Annotated in this window: 19 protein-coding genes, 1 tRNA gene and 1 pseudogene; 12 read left to right on the top strand and 9 right to left on the bottom strand. The window is 66.2% G+C overall.

All coding sequences use genetic code 11. The annotated features are described in order from the left end of the window. Positions 1 to 23 precede the first annotated feature (23 nt). Positions 24 to 1,268: a putative DNA modification/repair radical SAM protein gene (locus ACOYW6_RS11465; RefSeq protein ID WP_423141445.1), complete on the top strand. Its 1,245-nt coding sequence runs from the start codon at positions 24 to 26 to the stop codon at positions 1,266 to 1,268. A gap of 6 nt (positions 1,269 to 1,274) precedes the next feature. Further along, positions 1,275 to 2,714 (top strand): UdgX family uracil-DNA binding protein, encoded by a 1,440-nt coding sequence (locus tag ACOYW6_RS11460; protein ID WP_423141444.1) that lies wholly within the window; start codon positions 1,275 to 1,277, stop codon positions 2,712 to 2,714. Here ACOYW6_RS11460 and ACOYW6_RS11455 read toward each other — a convergent pair. The 3 genes from ACOYW6_RS11455 to ACOYW6_RS11445 form a co-directional block, all read right to left on the bottom strand. Beyond that, positions 2,711 to 3,724: a DNA topoisomerase IB gene (locus ACOYW6_RS11455; RefSeq protein WP_423141443.1), complete on the bottom strand. Its 1,014-nt coding sequence runs from the start codon at positions 3,722 to 3,724 to the stop codon at positions 2,711 to 2,713. The two genes, ACOYW6_RS11460 and ACOYW6_RS11455, sit on opposite strands and share 4 nt — an antisense overlap. 61 nt (positions 3,725 to 3,785) lie before the next feature. After that, positions 3,786 to 4,364, bottom strand: coding sequence for a sigma-70 family RNA polymerase sigma factor (locus ACOYW6_RS11450; protein WP_423141442.1), 579 nt, complete (start codon positions 4,362 to 4,364; stop codon positions 3,786 to 3,788). After that, on the bottom strand, positions 4,357 to 4,488 hold the full coding sequence (locus ACOYW6_RS11445; protein WP_423141441.1) for a NepR family anti-sigma factor: 132 nt from the start codon (positions 4,486 to 4,488) through the stop codon (positions 4,357 to 4,359). Before ACOYW6_RS11445 ends, ACOYW6_RS11450 begins: the two co-directional genes overlap by 8 nt. A 233-nt stretch (positions 4,489 to 4,721) precedes the next feature. Here ACOYW6_RS11445 and ACOYW6_RS11440 point away from each other — a divergent pair, with 233 nt between their 5' ends. Further along, a complete protein-coding gene (locus tag ACOYW6_RS11440) occupies positions 4,722 to 6,365 on the top strand; it encodes a CHASE domain-containing protein (RefSeq protein ID WP_423141440.1) in 1,644 nt (547 codons plus the stop codon). A gap of 16 nt (positions 6,366 to 6,381) precedes the next feature. Here the strand turns inward: ACOYW6_RS11440 and ACOYW6_RS11435 are convergent, their stop codons facing one another. Further along, positions 6,382 to 7,176 carry a response regulator gene (locus ACOYW6_RS11435; protein ID WP_423141439.1) on the bottom strand — a complete coding sequence of 265 codons (795 nt, stop codon included), beginning with the start codon at positions 7,174 to 7,176 and terminating at the stop codon, positions 6,382 to 6,384. A gap of 320 nt (positions 7,177 to 7,496) precedes the next feature. Next, positions 7,497 to 7,901: a response regulator gene (locus ACOYW6_RS11430; protein ID WP_423141438.1), complete on the bottom strand. Its 405-nt coding sequence runs from the start codon at positions 7,899 to 7,901 to the stop codon at positions 7,497 to 7,499. A 188-nt stretch (positions 7,902 to 8,089) separates the two neighbouring features. On the opposite strand from ACOYW6_RS11430, the gene ACOYW6_RS11425 reads away from it, so the two are divergent. Continuing rightward, the gene (locus ACOYW6_RS11425) at positions 8,090 to 8,341 is read left to right on the top strand and encodes a hypothetical protein (RefSeq protein ID WP_423141437.1); all 252 of its coding nucleotides are present in this window, start codon (positions 8,090 to 8,092) and stop codon (positions 8,339 to 8,341) included. Between the two features lie 28 nt (positions 8,342 to 8,369). Here the strand turns inward: ACOYW6_RS11425 and ACOYW6_RS11420 are convergent, their stop codons facing one another. Next, positions 8,370 to 8,648, bottom strand: coding sequence for a hypothetical protein (locus ACOYW6_RS11420; protein WP_423141436.1), 279 nt, complete (start codon positions 8,646 to 8,648; stop codon positions 8,370 to 8,372). A 157-nt stretch (positions 8,649 to 8,805) separates the two neighbouring features. On the opposite strand from ACOYW6_RS11420, the gene ACOYW6_RS11415 reads away from it, so the two are divergent. Together ACOYW6_RS11415 and ACOYW6_RS11410 are read left to right on the top strand one after the other, a co-directional pair. After that, entirely contained in the window at positions 8,806 to 9,450 is a 645-nt protein-coding gene (locus tag ACOYW6_RS11415; RefSeq protein ID WP_423143121.1) for a sigma-70 family RNA polymerase sigma factor, read from the top strand. A 19-nt stretch (positions 9,451 to 9,469) separates the two neighbouring features. Next, the gene (locus tag ACOYW6_RS11410) at positions 9,470 to 9,865 is read left to right on the top strand and encodes a response regulator (RefSeq protein WP_423141435.1); all 396 of its coding nucleotides are present in this window, start codon (positions 9,470 to 9,472) and stop codon (positions 9,863 to 9,865) included. On the opposite strand, the gene ACOYW6_RS11405 is transcribed toward ACOYW6_RS11410, so the two are convergent. Both ACOYW6_RS11405 and ACOYW6_RS11400 read right to left on the bottom strand, forming a co-directional pair. Continuing rightward, entirely contained in the window at positions 9,848 to 11,401 is a 1,554-nt protein-coding gene (locus ACOYW6_RS11405) for a PAS domain-containing protein (RefSeq protein WP_423141434.1), read from the bottom strand. The two genes, ACOYW6_RS11410 and ACOYW6_RS11405, sit on opposite strands and share 18 nt — an antisense overlap. 31 nt (positions 11,402 to 11,432) lie before the next feature. After that, positions 11,433 to 11,726 (bottom strand): hypothetical protein, encoded by a 294-nt coding sequence (locus ACOYW6_RS11400; protein ID WP_423141433.1) that lies wholly within the window; start codon positions 11,724 to 11,726, stop codon positions 11,433 to 11,435. A 108-nt stretch (positions 11,727 to 11,834) separates the two neighbouring features. Between ACOYW6_RS11400 and ACOYW6_RS11395 the strand changes: the two genes are divergently transcribed. Further along, positions 11,835 to 12,092: a hypothetical protein gene (locus ACOYW6_RS11395; protein ID WP_423141432.1), complete on the top strand. Its 258-nt coding sequence runs from the start codon at positions 11,835 to 11,837 to the stop codon at positions 12,090 to 12,092. Positions 12,093 to 12,095: 3 nt separating this feature from the next. Here the strand turns inward: ACOYW6_RS11395 and ACOYW6_RS11390 are convergent. Beyond that, positions 12,096 to 12,172: transfer RNA gene (locus ACOYW6_RS11390), tRNA-Arg, on the bottom strand. A gap of 99 nt (positions 12,173 to 12,271) precedes the next feature. Here ACOYW6_RS11390 and ACOYW6_RS11385 point away from each other — a divergent pair. The 5 genes and pseudogenes from ACOYW6_RS11385 to ACOYW6_RS11365 form a co-directional block, all read left to right on the top strand. After that, on the top strand, positions 12,272 to 12,628 hold the full coding sequence (locus ACOYW6_RS11385; RefSeq protein ID WP_423141431.1) for a hypothetical protein: 357 nt from the start codon (positions 12,272 to 12,274) through the stop codon (positions 12,626 to 12,628). 53 nt (positions 12,629 to 12,681) lie between these two features. Then, positions 12,682 to 13,170 carry an MmcB family DNA repair protein gene (locus tag ACOYW6_RS11380; protein ID WP_423141430.1) on the top strand — a complete coding sequence of 163 codons (489 nt, stop codon included), beginning with the start codon at positions 12,682 to 12,684 and terminating at the stop codon, positions 13,168 to 13,170. A 17-nt stretch (positions 13,171 to 13,187) separates the two neighbouring features. Then, positions 13,188 to 13,925 carry a sterol desaturase family protein gene (locus tag ACOYW6_RS11375; protein WP_423141429.1) on the top strand — a complete coding sequence of 246 codons (738 nt, stop codon included), beginning with the start codon at positions 13,188 to 13,190 and terminating at the stop codon, positions 13,923 to 13,925. Positions 13,926 to 13,954: 29 nt separating this feature from the next. Beyond that, positions 13,955 to 14,311, top strand: a complete 357-nt coding sequence (locus ACOYW6_RS11370) for a DUF2141 domain-containing protein (protein WP_423141428.1) — start codon at positions 13,955 to 13,957, stop codon at positions 14,309 to 14,311. A gap of 97 nt (positions 14,312 to 14,408) precedes the next feature. After that, positions 14,409 to 14,979 (top strand): annotated as a pseudogene (locus ACOYW6_RS11365) (PAS domain-containing protein); the annotation flags it as partial. Between the last annotated feature and the right edge of the window lies 1 nt (position 14,980).

Below are 14,980 nucleotides of genomic sequence, written 5' to 3'. Positions count from 1 at the left end.
GTGCGAGAACATATAACGAACAAATGCACCGTAAGTCCTTGATAGAACGCTTGGCGATCCTGGCGGACGCGGCCAAGTACGACGCCAGTTGCGCGTCGTCGGGCACGTCGAAGCGCACCAGCCAGGGCGGCAAGGGCATCGGCTCGACCGAGGGAATGGGCATCTGCCACGCCTATGCGCCCGATGGTCGCTGCATCTCGCTGCTCAAGATTTTGCTGACGAACCACTGCGTGTTCGATTGCCACTATTGCATCAACCGCAAGAGCTCGAACGTAGAGCGGGCGCGTTTCACCCCGCAGGAAGTAGTCGACCTGACGCTGTCGTTCTACCGGCGCAATTATATCGAAGGGCTGTTCCTCTCATCGGGCATCGTGAAGTCCGGCAACCACACGATGGAACAACTGGTCGAGGTGGCGCGGTTGCTGCGAGAGGAACACGATTTTCGCGGTTACATCCACCTCAAGACCATACCGGAGGCCGACCCCGAGCTGATCGCACAGGCCGGGCTCTATGCCGACCGCGTATCCATCAACGTCGAGCTTCCGACCGATACCGGCCTGACCCGGCTCGCCCCGGACAAGGACGCGCGCCAGATCGAAGGCGCCATGGGCGGGGTAAAATCGGCCATCGCCGAAGCGCGCGAGGCGAAGACCAAATTCCGTCACGCGCCGCGCTTCGCGCCGGCCGGGCAATCGACGCAGATGATCGTCGGTGCCGACGCGGCCAGCGATGTCGACATCGTCGGCAAGGCGAGTTCGCTTTACGACCGCTTTCGGCTGCGGCGTGTTTACTATTCCGCGTTCAGCCCGATCCCCGATGCCAGTGCCGTCCTGCCATTGAAGCGGCCACCGCTGATCCGTGAGCACCGGCTCTACCAGTCCGACTGGTTGATGCGGTTCTACGATTTCCGCCCTGACGAGGTCATGGCCGCCACCGGTGCCGACGGAATGCTCCCGCTCGACATCGATCCCAAGCTTGCCTGGGCCCTGCGCTTTCGCGACCGCTTCCCGCTCGACGTCAACACGGCGCCGCGCGAAATGCTGCTGCGCGTTCCGGGGCTGGGCGTGCGCGCGGTAAACGCGATCGTCGCTGCGCGTCGGCAGCGCACGCTGCGGCTGGACGATATCGCCCGGCTGACCGTTTCGATCAGCCGCGTGCGTCCGTTCCTGGTCACGCCGGACTGGCGCCCGACCCTGCTGACCGATCGCGCCGACCTGCGCGCGCAATTGGCACCGCCGGCCGAACAGCTCGAGCTGTTCGCTGCCTGACGCGCGATGACGTCGCTCCAGCACGTCCGGCTTGGCGCGTACTATGTCGTCGCGCTGACGCGCAGCGACGATTTCGACGAGTGGCGCGACCAGGCTCGGCGTCTGCTCGCCGCCGACGTCCCGCCCGACCGCGTCGCCTGGACCGAACCGGGCGGTCAGTCGGGCAACCTGTTTTCGCATGGCGACCGCCGCCTGCCGCCGCCGGCAGACGGCGTTGCCGAAGCGCGCGTCAGCCGCAAGTTCGTGGCCCTCGCGAAATCGGCGATCCTGCACCGCGACGCGGAACGCTTCGGGCTGCTTTACCGGCTGGTTTGGCGGCTGCGGGGGCGCCCCGCGCTGTGTGACGATGCCGCCGATCCCGACGTGCGCAAGCTGGAAGAACTGGCGCGCACGGTTCGGCGCGATATCCACAAGATGCGGGCCTTCGTGCGATTTCGCGGCATAGCCGAAGCCGATGGCAGCGAACGCTTCGTGGCCTGGTTCGAGCCTGCGCACCACATCCTGCGCGCCAACGCGGCCTTCTTCGTGAATCGCTTCACCCAGATGGCGTGGTCGATCCTGACGCCCGAGGGTTCGCTGCACTGGGACGGCGCAAGCCTGGCCGAGGGGCCGCCGGCCCGCCGCGAAGACGCGCCAGGCGGCGATCCGGCCGAAGAGCTGTGGCGCAAGTACTATGCATCCATCTTCAACCCGGCGCGTTTGAAGGTCGGGGCGATGCTGAAGGAAATGCCCCGCAAGTACTGGAAGAACATGCCTGAGGCCGCGCTCATCCCCGAGCTCGTCGCCGGCGCGCAGGCACGGGAGGCGGCCATGGTTGAACGCGGCGCATCGTTGTTCGAGGCAGAGCAGGCGCCTGCCAGCCTGGCCGCGATCGCGACCGGCGTCGTTCAGTGCACGCGCTGCCCGATCGGCTGCAACGGAACCCGCGCCGTGATGGGCGAGGGCGAGGCGGCAAGCGGCCTGATGATCGTGGGCGAGCAGCCCGGCGACGTCGAGGAGCAGGAAGGGCGGCCTTTCGTGGGTCCTGCCGGGCGGGTGTTGATGAACCATCTGGAGCAGGCCGGCGTCGACCGCGCGGCAGGCTACGTGACCAACGCGGTCAAGCACTTCAAATTCGTCAACCGCGGCAAGCGGCGGCTTCACCAGTCGCCAACGGCCAAGGAGATCGATATCTGCCGCTGGTGGCTGGACGGCGAACGAAGCCTTGTTCAGCCCAAACTCGTTCTCGCGCTCGGCGCCAGTGCCGCGCGGGGCGTGCTGGGCAAGACGGTGAGCGTGCAGAAAAGCCGCGGCGAGCCGATCCCCCAGCCCGATGGCAGCGAGGTCTGGATTACCACGCACCCGTCCTATCTGCTCCGGCTCGACGATGCAGCGCGCAGCGCGGAAGAAGCGAAATTCGCCGCCGATCTTGCCGCCGTCCAGCGGCGGCTGCGCCAGTTGGCCTAAAGCTTCTTCAGCAGCGTCTTCGCTTTCGGCGCCTTGGCAATGAAAGCCAGGAATGCGCGCTCGTGCGGGGTCATGAACGTGCGGGCGCGCGGCAGCTTGGCCTTGCGGCGCAGCTTGTCCTGCGCCTTCGGATCTTGCGCCAGCGCGGTCACGGCCGGGTGGATGTACGACTTGCGCGACACCGCCGGGGTGTTGTTGAGCCGGCATGACACCGCGGTGGCCAGCTCCTTGACCCCGACGTGGCGTTCGTCGGCCAGGATCAGCGAAAAACCACATACGCTGGCCGCCCAGGTGCGGAAATGCTTGGCCGTGAAGTCTTCGCCCATGGCCTCGCGGATGTAGGCGTTGACGTCGTCGGAGCTGACCGGGCACGCCTCGCCGTGGTTGTCGAGGTACTGGAACAAGTGCTGGCCAGGCAGGTCCTGCATATCGCGCACGAACCGCAGCAGGCTCTTGTCGGTAACCTCGACTTGAGCCTCCTTGCCGGATTTGGCCCTGAATCGCAGCTCCAGCTTGCCGCGATTTCGCTTCACGTGGCGCATCAGGAGCGTGGTCGCACCGAAGCTCTTGTTCGATTTGGCATAGGCCTGGTTACCGATGCGAATCTCGCCGCCATCGAGCAGCCGAACGACCGAGGCGACCGCGCGCTCTCGCGTTGGCTTGCGCCGCGCCACGTCCTTGGCCACGCGCTTGCGCAGCTTTGCCAGCGCTTTGCCGAACGCAGCGAGCGAATCGTACTTCACGCTCTCGCGCGTGGCGCGGAAATCGGGATGGTACCGGTACTGCTTGCGGCCCTTCGCATCGAAACCGTAAGCCAGCAGGTGCGAATTCGGACTGGGGGCGAACCAGGCGTCGGTATAGGCCGGCGGCAAGGCAATGGCATTCAGCCGGTCGATCTCGTCGCGATCCTTGATGCGGGTGCCGTCGGGGTTGAAATAGGCCCAGCCGTGGCCGGCCTTCCTGCGGGTGATCCCGGGCTTGTCCTGATCTGCGTAGGAAAGGCGGCTCATCGGAATTCCCTGCTGCGGCAGCGCGTTAAAGCGCCGCCGGGCGGGGGTGTTCCCGGCTGGCTTAATGTCCCGCGTGTTCGACCGCGCGCGTCGTCGACAGTTCGAGCGAGGCGGCCTCGGCCGGCAGCGGCTTGTCGCCGTCAAGAAGTTGCGCCAGCGCCGCACGACCGCGCGCGACACGGCTTTTCATCGTGCCGACCGCACACTCGCAAATCGCCGCGGCCTCTTCATAGGAAAAACCGCCCGCTCCCACCAGCAACAGCGCCTCGCGCCGTTCGGGAGGAAGCTTCTGCAAGGCGCGCTGCATGTCGTTGAGGTGGAGCGGCGCCTCTTGCCCGGCGTCGGTGATCAGGATGCGCTCGGCCGCCGCTTCGTCATATTCGCCTTGGCGGCGATTGCGGCGAATCTCGCTGCGATAGTGGTTGCGCAGGATCACGAATGTCCACGCGCGCATGTTGGTGCCGGGGTTGAATCGCTCGCGTGCCGTCCAGGCCTTGATCGCCGTCTCCTGGACAAGGTCGTCAGCAACATCAGGGCGGCCGCACAATCCGCGCGCAAAAGCGCGGAGGTGCGGCAGGGTCGCCAGAAGCTCCCGCCGAAACTGCTTCTCGTTATAGGGTGCGCGCTCTTCGTCAGCCATGACCGGCCTGGTCGAGCTTCTTCAACAAGTCGTCGAAACTGTCGGGAAGCTGTTCGTCCAGGACCGAATCGTACAGTTGGCGCAGTCCATCGGCCCAGCCCGGCTTCTCCGGCCGAGGCGGCAAAGGCGATCCGGCCTTGTGCGGACCAGCCTTTCTACCTGAATGAGCCAATACCAACTCCACTGACGTATTCCGTTCCTGTTTCCAGCCGGGCGCCGGTCCGTCAAGGGTCGGCGCGCGATGCTGCAAAGCGGGAACATTCGAGCAGGCGCATGGTTCCAAAGGACCATCGGGTCTTCCCGGTTGCGACGGTCCGCCGGCGCGGCACGGTCAAGCCCCCTTAGCAACGAGTGGTGATGGCCGGCCAACTTCCTATCGGATCGCAAAGAGCCGCCTGGTTTCACCGCTATCCGCGGGGTTTCCCGCTGTTCCTGTTCCTGCTGACGCTGGCGGCTACGCTGGTGGCGGTGCTGGCGATCGAACGGAGTGCCGCGATGGCCCGCCAGATCGACCTGGAGCGGCGGGCCGACGAAGTTGTTGGTGCACTGCAGCGACGCGCCATCGAGAGCAGCGCCGCGCTGAATGCCGCCGCCGCGCTTATGGCCTCGCGCGCGGACGTTCCACGGCGAGTATTTTCCCGCTTCGCCAGCGATCTGGGCGGCGGCGAGAACTATCACGGCGCGCTCGGGCTTGGCTTTGCGCCGATGCTGACCCCGGGCGAAGTTACCGCCCACGTGGCGATGATGCGGGCGATCGAGCCTGACTATGCGATCCGCCCCGCGCCGGCAGCGGGCGCGGCCGCGGTAGTCCCGGTCACCTTTCTCGAGCCGCTCACGCCCACCAATCGCATAGCGCTGGGGTTCGACATGTTTTCGGATGCGCGGCGGCGCGAAGCGATGGAACGCGCGGCGCGATCCGGTCGGCCGGCCGCCACGGGCCGGGTTCGCCTGATTCAGGATGGGCAGGGAGGCCGCGATTCCGCGTTCCTGATCTACATGCCGGTCGTGGACGAGAGCACACAGCGACTGCGCGGCTTCGTCTACACACCGTTCCGGACGTCCGACTTTCTCGACGCGGCGCTGGCGATGCCGGGCGCGCGGGGGCTCGATATCGCGCTTTACGATGGCCGCGCGGATCCAACGGCAATGATGGCCGAACGGCGGTACACCGGTGAACCGGGGATGATGACGCTGCGCCCGCTGGTCGTGGCCGAGCGGACCTGGGTGGTCACGGTTGCCGACAAGAAGATGGCCGCGCTGTCGGTGCTCGGACGCGCGACCTTGCTGTTCGGGCTGATCGTCGCCTGCCTCGTCGCCGCGCTGGCCCGCATCGTGACTCGCCGTGCGCTCGCCGACCGCCAGATGCTGGAGCGCTTCGCCGGCGAGGCGGCGATCCGCACGTCGCTGACGCGCGAGCTCAATCATCGGGTCAAGAATACCCTGGCCAACGTCCTGTCGATCGTTTCGCTGACCCGGCGCCGCTCCGCCACTATCGAAGAGTTCGCCGAAGGCCTGGTGGGGCGCGTCCGCGCCCTCTCCGCGACGCACGACCTGCTGTCGCAAACCGACTGGACCGCCGCATCGATTGCCGACATCGTCCGCAGCGAGCTGGCCCCATACATGACCGATGGCGATGCGCACGTCTCGCTTGCCGGGCCCGACATCCGCCTGGCTCCCAACGACGCCATGTCGCTGGGGCTGGCTCTGCACGAGCTGGCGACCAATGCCGCCAAATACGGCGCGCTGATGGGGCCGGAAGGTCATGTCCACGTCGCCTGGAAGCTGATCTCGTCCGAACTGGCCGAGGTGACCTGGCGCGAATCCGGCGGGCCGACGGTCGTCCCGCCGCAGCGGCGCGGATTCGGCCGCGACCTGATCGAGAAAATCGTCGCCAGCGAACTCAAGAACGCGGTTGAGCTGACATTCGAGCCCGAGGGCGTGCGCAGCCGCCTGCGGGTACCGGTGCGCCACGCCGGCGAGTTCGTGATCCGCCGGAGCTGACCCGCCCCGGCACGGATCAACCGATCGGGCGGCTCGATCCGAAGAACAGGGCCTGGCTGATCTGCGCGCGCACAGTCGATTCCTGGAACGGCTTGGTCACCAGGTAGGTCGGCTCGGGCCGCTCACCGGTAAGAAGCTTTTCCGGGTAGGCGGTGATGAAGATCACCGGCACGTCGCCGAACTTGAGAATATCCTCGACCGCGTCGATGCCCGAACTGCCATCGGCAAGCTGGATGTCGGCAAGGACCAGGCCGGGCCGGGTCTTGGCGAAGGCTTCCTGCGCCTGGGTGCGCGTTGCGGCGGTGCCGACCACGTTGTGGCCCAGATCGCTGACCAGCCCCTCGAGCTGCATCGAGATCAGCGGCTCGTCCTCGATGATGAGAACGTCGGTGGTGGTCTCGCTCTCGATCTCCTCGATCGCGCGCGCGACCAGCTTGCCGGCCTCGTCCTCGTCGATGCCGAGGATGTTCGCAGTCTCGGTCAGCGAGAATTCCTCAAGCGTGGTCAGCAGCAACGCCTGGCGGTGCAGAGGCGTGACTTGTGCAAGGCGATCCTGCGCAGCCTGCTCGTGCATGGAGCCGTCGCCGCCCGGGTGCGCGGTGTCGACGTGGGCGGTCGACCAGATCTTGCTGAAGGCGCGGTAGAGCGCGATGCGGTCGCCGCCGATCTCGGCCAGCAGCTGGGGATCGATCAGCGCCGCCTCGAGCGTCATGCGCACGTAGGTGTCGCCCGAAGATTGCGAACCCGTCAGCGCCCGCGCATAGCGGCGCAGGTAAGGAAGCTCGACACCAACCGTTTCAGCAACCGACATTATTTTCGAACCTTTTGCATCCCGCGATCGCGGCGATCCGCCGGCGATCCGGCAGGACCAGGCGCCCCGCATCGACAGGGCAACGTTGCCTGCCAATAGGCCTTCTGTGCACTTCGGCACAAGCGCCGAAATTTTTTCGAAAAGCGGGAACCAACGCCGGGGGGTGGTGTTTTAATGGCATCACCACCGGCCCTCCCCCCTCCCCCCGCACCCGGTGGTGATCCGATCCAAAGGCCCTCGTAGTCGCAAGACTGCGGGGGCCTTTTAGTTCATAGGGCGCGCGCGGCCTCCGTTGACGGCCCGTCTCGCGGAGCTTGTTGTCAGCGCTGCCCCAGGAGGCGCGACAGCATTGAGCGCGGCGCAAGGCTGATCGCCTTGGCGACCAGATCGTCAGGCGCATAGGGCTTGGTCATGACGACGCCCATTTCCTTGACTTCCTCGGGGATCGCTTCGGGCATCCCGGTCGAAAAGATGATCAGCGGCGGCCGGTCGAACAATTCGCGCGACAACTCGGCAAGACCCCAGCCGTCGCTGCGATCAGCCAGATTGACATCGAGGACCATGACTTGCGGCGCAATCTCGCCGATTTCGGCCATCGCTGCCGAGGTCGTCGCGGAAATCCGCACATCCTTGACCCCTGCGGCGTGAAACGCATCCTCCAGCGAAGCGGCCAGCAGGCCGTCATCTTCGACGATCAGGACTTTCTGCAGCGATGGCTTGGGCAAGAGAAAGTCCTTTCACGCCGCGGAGGGCCGGGCTCCTGCGATAACCTGCCGGGCAAGCGCAAGTTCCGCCTCTGTCAGGGGGAATGGCGGCCGGGCGCGGCGGGACTTGCGGATTGTGCGCCGAAGTGCGGGGAACCGTCAACGGCAGGTTCCCGTTACCGAAAGACAGCCACCTGCAGGAGACCATGATGAGCGATACGCCCGCAAAGCCTTCCAACGCCGCGCCAGCCGGCCAGACAGACGAGAACAAGGGCGAATACGGCGAAGGCAATTACAAGGCCGCACGCGAATACAACGAGGAGACGACGGCTTACGCTCAGAGCCATTCGGACGAGGACATCGCCCGGACTGCGCGCGACGCCGCCAAGGCGCTTGACGGCGACGAAGCGGCCGACCTCGAAGCCGCCGAAGCCGAAGGCAAGTCGCACGCCAAGAAATGAGATTTCCCGGCGCCGGCCTCCGGTTCTCTCAGGAACCTGAAGCCTGGCGCCGGTCCTCGCAGACCTTTTCGAGTGCGGCGGTAACGCGGCGTGCCTCGCCGGCCAGCTTCGATTCCTTGTCGGCCGAAATGGGATCGGACGCGCTCATCCCTTCGGACTCGGCCTCCAGCCGCTGCTCCAGGTCCTGCTTCCACTGGCGCAGCAATTCTTCGCGCTCGTCCAGCGGCAAGGCGATGTCCTCCAGCAGATCCTCGGGGCTGTCATAGTCGCGGCGCGGGTCCGGCGCCTTCGTGGTGGGGTCGGTCACTGAAAAGCCTCCTTGGAAGGGCCCTTCGCGCCCGTCCTTCGGCGCTGGAAACGGTCGGCCCAAGGGCGGGTTCCCGAAATGGGGAACCAATTCGCACCGAACGTTGTTGTCACTTTTGAACGCGCAGGCATGCGAAAGGAAAACATAAGTGGCGGCTATGCAAATGGGGGCAACGGTGCAGGAAGCTGCAACCGAGTTTCAGGCTTTTTCGGACACCGAATTCAAACAGGCTCTCGCCGATGTCGCGCCGCACCTTCGTGCGTTCGCGCGCTCGCTGTGCGGGTGCCGCGACCGCGCCGACGACCTTGCCCAGGAAACCATGATGCGTGCGTGGGCCGCGCGCGATCGTTTCCATGCCGGCACCAACTTCAAGGCCTGGACTTTCACGATCCTGCGCAACCAGTTCTATTCGGACGCGCGCCGCAACCGCTTTCGCGGCGAGTACGACGAAGGGGTCGCGGAGCGTACGCTCAAGGCTCCCGCCGCGCAGGAAGACGCAATCGCACTGTCGGACGTCCTTCGCGCGCTGACGGTCCTGCCCGCCACGCACCGCGAGGCGCTGATCCTCGTCGCGGTTGGTAGCCTGTCCTATGAAGAAATCGCCGACATCTGCGGGATCGCCCTGGGTACGGTCAAAAGCCGCATCTGCCGTGCCCGCGCGATGCTCGCCAATGTCCTCGAATCGGGTCAGCTTCCCGACTTTCGGCACAACTTCGTGCTCAAGGGCCAGGCACTCGATGCCTTCTTCGCCGAGCTGGCCCGCGTGGCCAACGTCGAGACGCTGGACGTTCTGGCCGCCTGATCGACGTGACGCAGCAAAGATGACACCGGTATTGATCGTCGAAGACGAGTTTCTCGTCGCTCTCGACCTCGAAGACATCGTCTGCGGGGCGGGTTTCGGCGTTCGCGGGATCGCTCAGGACAAGGCGGCGGCAGAAGCCCTGGCGCCCGGAAGCGGAATTGCGCTGGTCGACGTCAACTTGCGCGACGGGCCGACGGGCCCCGAAATCGCACGAATGTTGGCGGAAAGCGGGACGTCCATCATTTACGTCACTGCGAACCCGTCGCAAGTCGGCCAGCCGGCGGCAACCGCCATCGGCATCGTTCAGAAGCCCTATTCGCCCGACTCAATCCGCTGGGCGCTGATGGTTGCGGCCAACGGCAGTGCGGACCAGCCGGCACCGCCCGAATTCATACCGCTACGCGCCGTCGCCTGACCCTTCGCGCCGCATCGCGCTGATCGGCACCCGCGCGACAGCGCAAAGGCCGTCGGGCTCCCAGTCGCGTTCCAGGCTTCCGCCCAGTTGAGTCTCGATGCTGAGCGCCATCAGCCGCGTTCCGAAACCGGCCTCGCCCGGCCGGCTGGCCGGGGGACCGCCGCGTTCGCGCCACGTCATCACAACATCGTCGCCGTCGCGCGCGATATCCACGGCGACCCCGCCATCGACCGCGGCAAGCCCGCCGTACTTGGCGGAATTGGTCGCCAGCTCGTGGAAGAACAACGCCAGCGGTGTCGCCGAGCGGTCGTCGATGGGGATGTCTTCGCCGCTGACCTCGACGCGCCCGCCCCGCGAGTCCTGGTAGGCGCCAAGCAGATTCCCAAGCATCGACTTGAGGCCGCTACCGCCGGCTACCATCGGCGCCGAACCGGGGCTGTGCGGCCGCACGAAGTTGTGGGCGCGGCCAAGCGCCAGGATCCGGCCCTGCAACTCGCGCGAGATTTCCTGAAGTTCGGGCTGCTTGCGCATCGTCAGCGAGACCAACCCGCCGACCACCGCGAAGATGTTCTTGATGCGGTGGCTAAGCTCTTGCGAGAGAACTTCCATCCGCCCGGCCTGTTCGCGCGCTTCGTGGACGTCCGTGCAGGTGCCGAGCCACCGCGTGATAGTGCCTTCGGCGTCGCGCTGCGGCGTTCCGCGCGCCAACACCCAGCGGTATTCACCGCGGCGATTGCGAAGTCGGTACTCGACCTCGTAGGGCTCACCGCTGTCGACCGCCTTCTGCCAGACCCGGGCGGCGAGTTCACTGTCGCCGGGATGCAGGAATGTCAGCCAGCCAGAGCCAAGGCTGGCGCTGGCGGGCTGTCCGGTGAATTCGACCCACTGGGCATTGAAATAATCGGGCTGACCGTCCGCCGGCGACGACCACACCATCTGCGGCATCGCATCGGCCAGCGCCGCAAAGCGCTGCTCGAGATCCAGGATCGTGATTTGCGAGCGCGATTGCGCCGCGGCGCTGCTGCGTTCCACCCGCCAACGTTCGAGCAACGCCATGACCGCCCTGGCCATGACCGCGAGCGCGTCGGACTGGCTGTCCGTCAACCCGCTGCGCGGTTCGACGTCGATGATACACAGGCTTCCCAGCGGCGCGCCTTCGGGCGACTTCAGCGGCTGGCCGGCATAGAAACGGATGTGCGGCGGCCCGGTCACCAGCGGATTCGCCTGGAACCGCGGATCGAGCAACGCGTCCGGAATCACCATTGCGGTTTCAAGGTGCATCGCGTGGGCGCAGAACGATTGTTCACGGGGAGTTTCCCGCGTGTCGAGCCCGCAGCGGCCGTGAAATTCCTGGTTGTCGGCAAAAACGATGCTGACAAGAGCGATCGGAGCGTTGCAGACTTGCGCCGCCAGCCGCGCCATCGCGTCCAGTTCGGCACCGTGCTCGGAAATTTCCAGCGGATACGAGGCAAGCACCTTGCGGCGCGCAGCCTCGCCGGCGTCGCTTTGCCAGTTTTCGCGGGGGAGTTCGGTCACCGCGCCGCTATGCTTTGCACGGTGGCTGCCGTCAAACGGTGACGGTGCCCTTCATCGCCGCGCCGTTGGCGGTCGGCTTGGCGGGATAGGCCTGGACGCAATCGCGGGACATTTCCTCAGCCTGTGAGCGGCCCCGACCGGCGGTCCAGTTCGCCTGCATGCGCACCAGCGAATTGGGCGCGCACCAGATTTCGCCGCTATCGTCGATCGCGGTAACCCAGATCAGGTTATGTTCGGGGCCATAGTCGATCACGGCCATGGCCATCCCTTTTCCCTTGCCGATGACGAAGACCGGGAGCGGAGAGGTGAGCTGCGTAAAAGACATTGAAATATCCGGTAATTCCAGAGCGGCGAATGCGCCTCCAACGCGCGGCAAGCGGCGCGGGTTCCCCGCCGATACGGAACCACCGCGCGCGCCGCGCGCTTGGCAGGGATGAACGATACCGTCCTCACCGCCATGCAATACTACGGTGCCGCCGCCGCCACGATCGCAGCGCTGATCGTCTCGCTCGACCTCGGGCGCCGCTGGACCGGCTATGCAATGGTGATTTTCGTCACCAGTTCGTTGGCACTGATCGCCTGGGGCTTCCTGCAAAAGGACAGCGAGGGGATCGGGGTGCAGAACGTGATCCTGCTGGTGATCAACGCGGTCGGTGTGTGGCGCTACCTGATCCGCAAGAAACCCGCCTGAAACTGGCGCACCCGACAGGATTCGAACCTGTGACCTCTGCCTTCGGAGGGCAGCGCTCTATCCAGCTGAGCTACGGGTGCGGACGCGCGGCGGTTAGCAGCGCGGCGCGGCGCGCGCCAGCGCCTTTTCAGCAGCGGCATTAGCGATTTGGCAAGCGCCCACCGGCTACGCGAGTCGCCATGAGCGCACTTCCTCCGCACCGCGAACACTTTGTCGCCGCCGATCCGGCGCTGCGCGCCGGCGCGCGCTGGGCCGTGCTGGAGGGCGCCGCACGAACCGTTGCCGAGCTTGCCGTGCTGCGCGAAGACGATGGCGAGGGCGCCGACGTGGGCGCCGCGCTCAACCTGATGCATGCCGGCGCCGCGGAATTGGCGTGCCGCGCGATCGACGACCTGGCTTCCGTTATGGAACCCGGCATCTGTGCGCTGCTGACCGTGCGCGAGCGCGGGCAGGACCCGGCTCCTGCGGCGGGTGCGCTATGGTCGGAGTTCGTGGCCGCGCGCGCCGCATTGATCGGGCTTGCCCCGCACGCCTGATCGGATTGCCGCAGCGGGCTTGTCAGGTTCCCTCTCTGTTCCTATGGCGCGGCATGGCTCCGCCTGCCGCCGCAACCCTTGCCGACGAGGATCGCACCGCCCGCATGGTGGCGCGCGGAATCTGCCGGCTGTTCGCGCGCAACGACGTGTGGTGCCTGTCGGAAATGCCGCTTCGATCAGGCCGCCGGGCCGACCTGATGGGAATCGATGCCAAGGGCCAGGTCGTGATCGTGGAGATCAAGGTCAGCCGCGCAGACCTGATGGGCGACGCCAAGTGGCCCGATTACCTCGACCATTGCGATCGCTTTTACTGGGGGCTGGCGCCGCATCTCGACCGCGCTTGCATGGAAACCGACGCGTTCCAGCCGGCACGCTGCGGTGTGATCGTGGCGGACGGCTACGATGCCGAAATCGTGCGTCCCGCGGCAACCGTCCCGCTCGCCGCGGCGCGCCGCAAGGCCGAGATCGAGCGCCTGGCGCGCGCGTCGCTGCGGCGGCAGCTGGCCGCGCTCGATCCGCATCTGGCGCCATACGACATCTGAGGCCATAGCGGTCGGCGATGACCGCCGTACCCGCCATTGCCCTGTCCGCGCTTGCCATGACGGCGATCGTCGCGCTGCGATACCTGGCGGTCAGCGGGCTTTTCGCCGCGCTGACGGCGCGCGTCCGGCCCGGCGCGCACCACGGATTGGCACCGCAAATGAGGCGCGAGATCGGCTGGTCACTGGCATCGGCAGCCATTTACGGCATTCCCGCCGGAGTGCTGGCTTGGGGCTGGCAGGCGCACGGCTGGACGAAAGTCTATGCCGACTGGCGCGCTTATCCCGCTTGGTGGCTCGTGGCGGCGCCGCTCATCTATTTGCTGGCCCACGATACCTGGTTCTACTGGACGCACCGCTGGATGCACCGCCCGGCGCCGTTTCGCGCGGCACACGCGGTTCACCATGCCAGCCGGCCGCCGACGGCATGGGCGGCGATGAGCTTTCACCCGCTAGAGGCGCTGACCGGCGCGGTAGTGATCCCGGTACTGGTGCTGCTGGTGCCGATCCACGTCGGCGGGCTGGCCGCGGTCCTCGCGGTCATGACGATCATGGGCGTCACCAACCACATGGGCTGGGAAGCCTTTCCCGCCGCACTGGTTCATTCCTCGTTGGGTAAATGGTTGATAACGGCCAGCCATCACCAGCGGCATCACGAAAGCTATCGATGCAATTACGGCCTCTATTTCCGCATCTGGGACCGGCTTTGCGGCACGGACGCCGGGCTCTCGGTGCCGGGGCGCTCATCGCTGCGCTGACCGGCGCGGCGGCGCCGGGAACCGTGACGGTGGCAGTCAGCGGCCTGCGCTCCGACAAGGGGCTGGTGCTGGCATGCCTGACCGCGCGGCCGAAAGCGTTTCCCGACTGCAAGGGCGATCCCGCCGCGCGCGAATTGGTCGTGCCAGCCGGACGCAGCGTGCTGCTTAACTTCGGGGCGGTGCCGCCGGGCGACTACGCCGTGTCGGTGATCCATGACGAAAACGGCAATCGCCGGCTCGACAAGCGCCTGGTGTTCCCCCGCGAAGGCTTCGGGTTCAGCCGCGACGCGCCGGTGCGCTTCGGCCCGCCGAGCTTTTCCGATGCGTCCTTTCCCGTCGGTGCCGGCGGCGCCGAGCAGCAAGTGCGGATGCGGTACATGCTATGACCGCGGCGCCGCAGTGGCGGGGGCGCGTAAGGCTTGACGAATTCTTTACCATGCTGGGCGAAAACGGCGGCCTGAGTATCGCTGGGGGCGAAGACGCATGGATACCTATCGCGGGCAATGGCTGGATCGCGGCAGCATCGAGGATGCGGCCGATCCGGACCCGTTCGATCTGGACGAGCCCGCCCCGCAGGTTCCCGTCAGCCCGGTCGGTCAGGACGAACGGCGGATGCAGGTGCGCGCCTACAACCATTGGGCGAGCCTGTTGGAAAACCGCAATTTCCCGTCGATCGAGGACCTTGAGCCCGAGAACCTGCCCGATTTCGGCCCGCACAGCGTGCTGCTCGATTTTACGTCGGGCATCGACAATCCGGGGATCGCCTATCTTGGTGCCGAACTTGCGCGCGAGTGCGGCACCGACGAGGGGATCGACACGCTCGACGATGTGCCCAGCCGTTCGCTGCTGTCGCGAATCACCGATCACTACATGCAGATCCTCGCAAACCAGGCGCCGATCGGCTTCGAAGCGGAGTTCGTGAACCAGCGCGACCGGACGATCCTGTATCGCGGCATCCTGCTGCCCTTCTCGACCGACGACGACACGATCGACTTCATTTACGGCGTCATCAACTGGAAGGAGATGGCGGACGCACGCACGACCGACGAGCTGCT

It is taken from the genome of Parablastomonas sp. CN1-191 (assembly GCF_049354825.1).
Classification (GTDB): Bacteria; Pseudomonadota; Alphaproteobacteria; order Sphingomonadales; family Sphingomonadaceae; genus Novosphingobium.
Note: the sequence above shows the minus strand (reverse complement) of the source record. Positions and strands in the feature narration are given on the sequence as shown.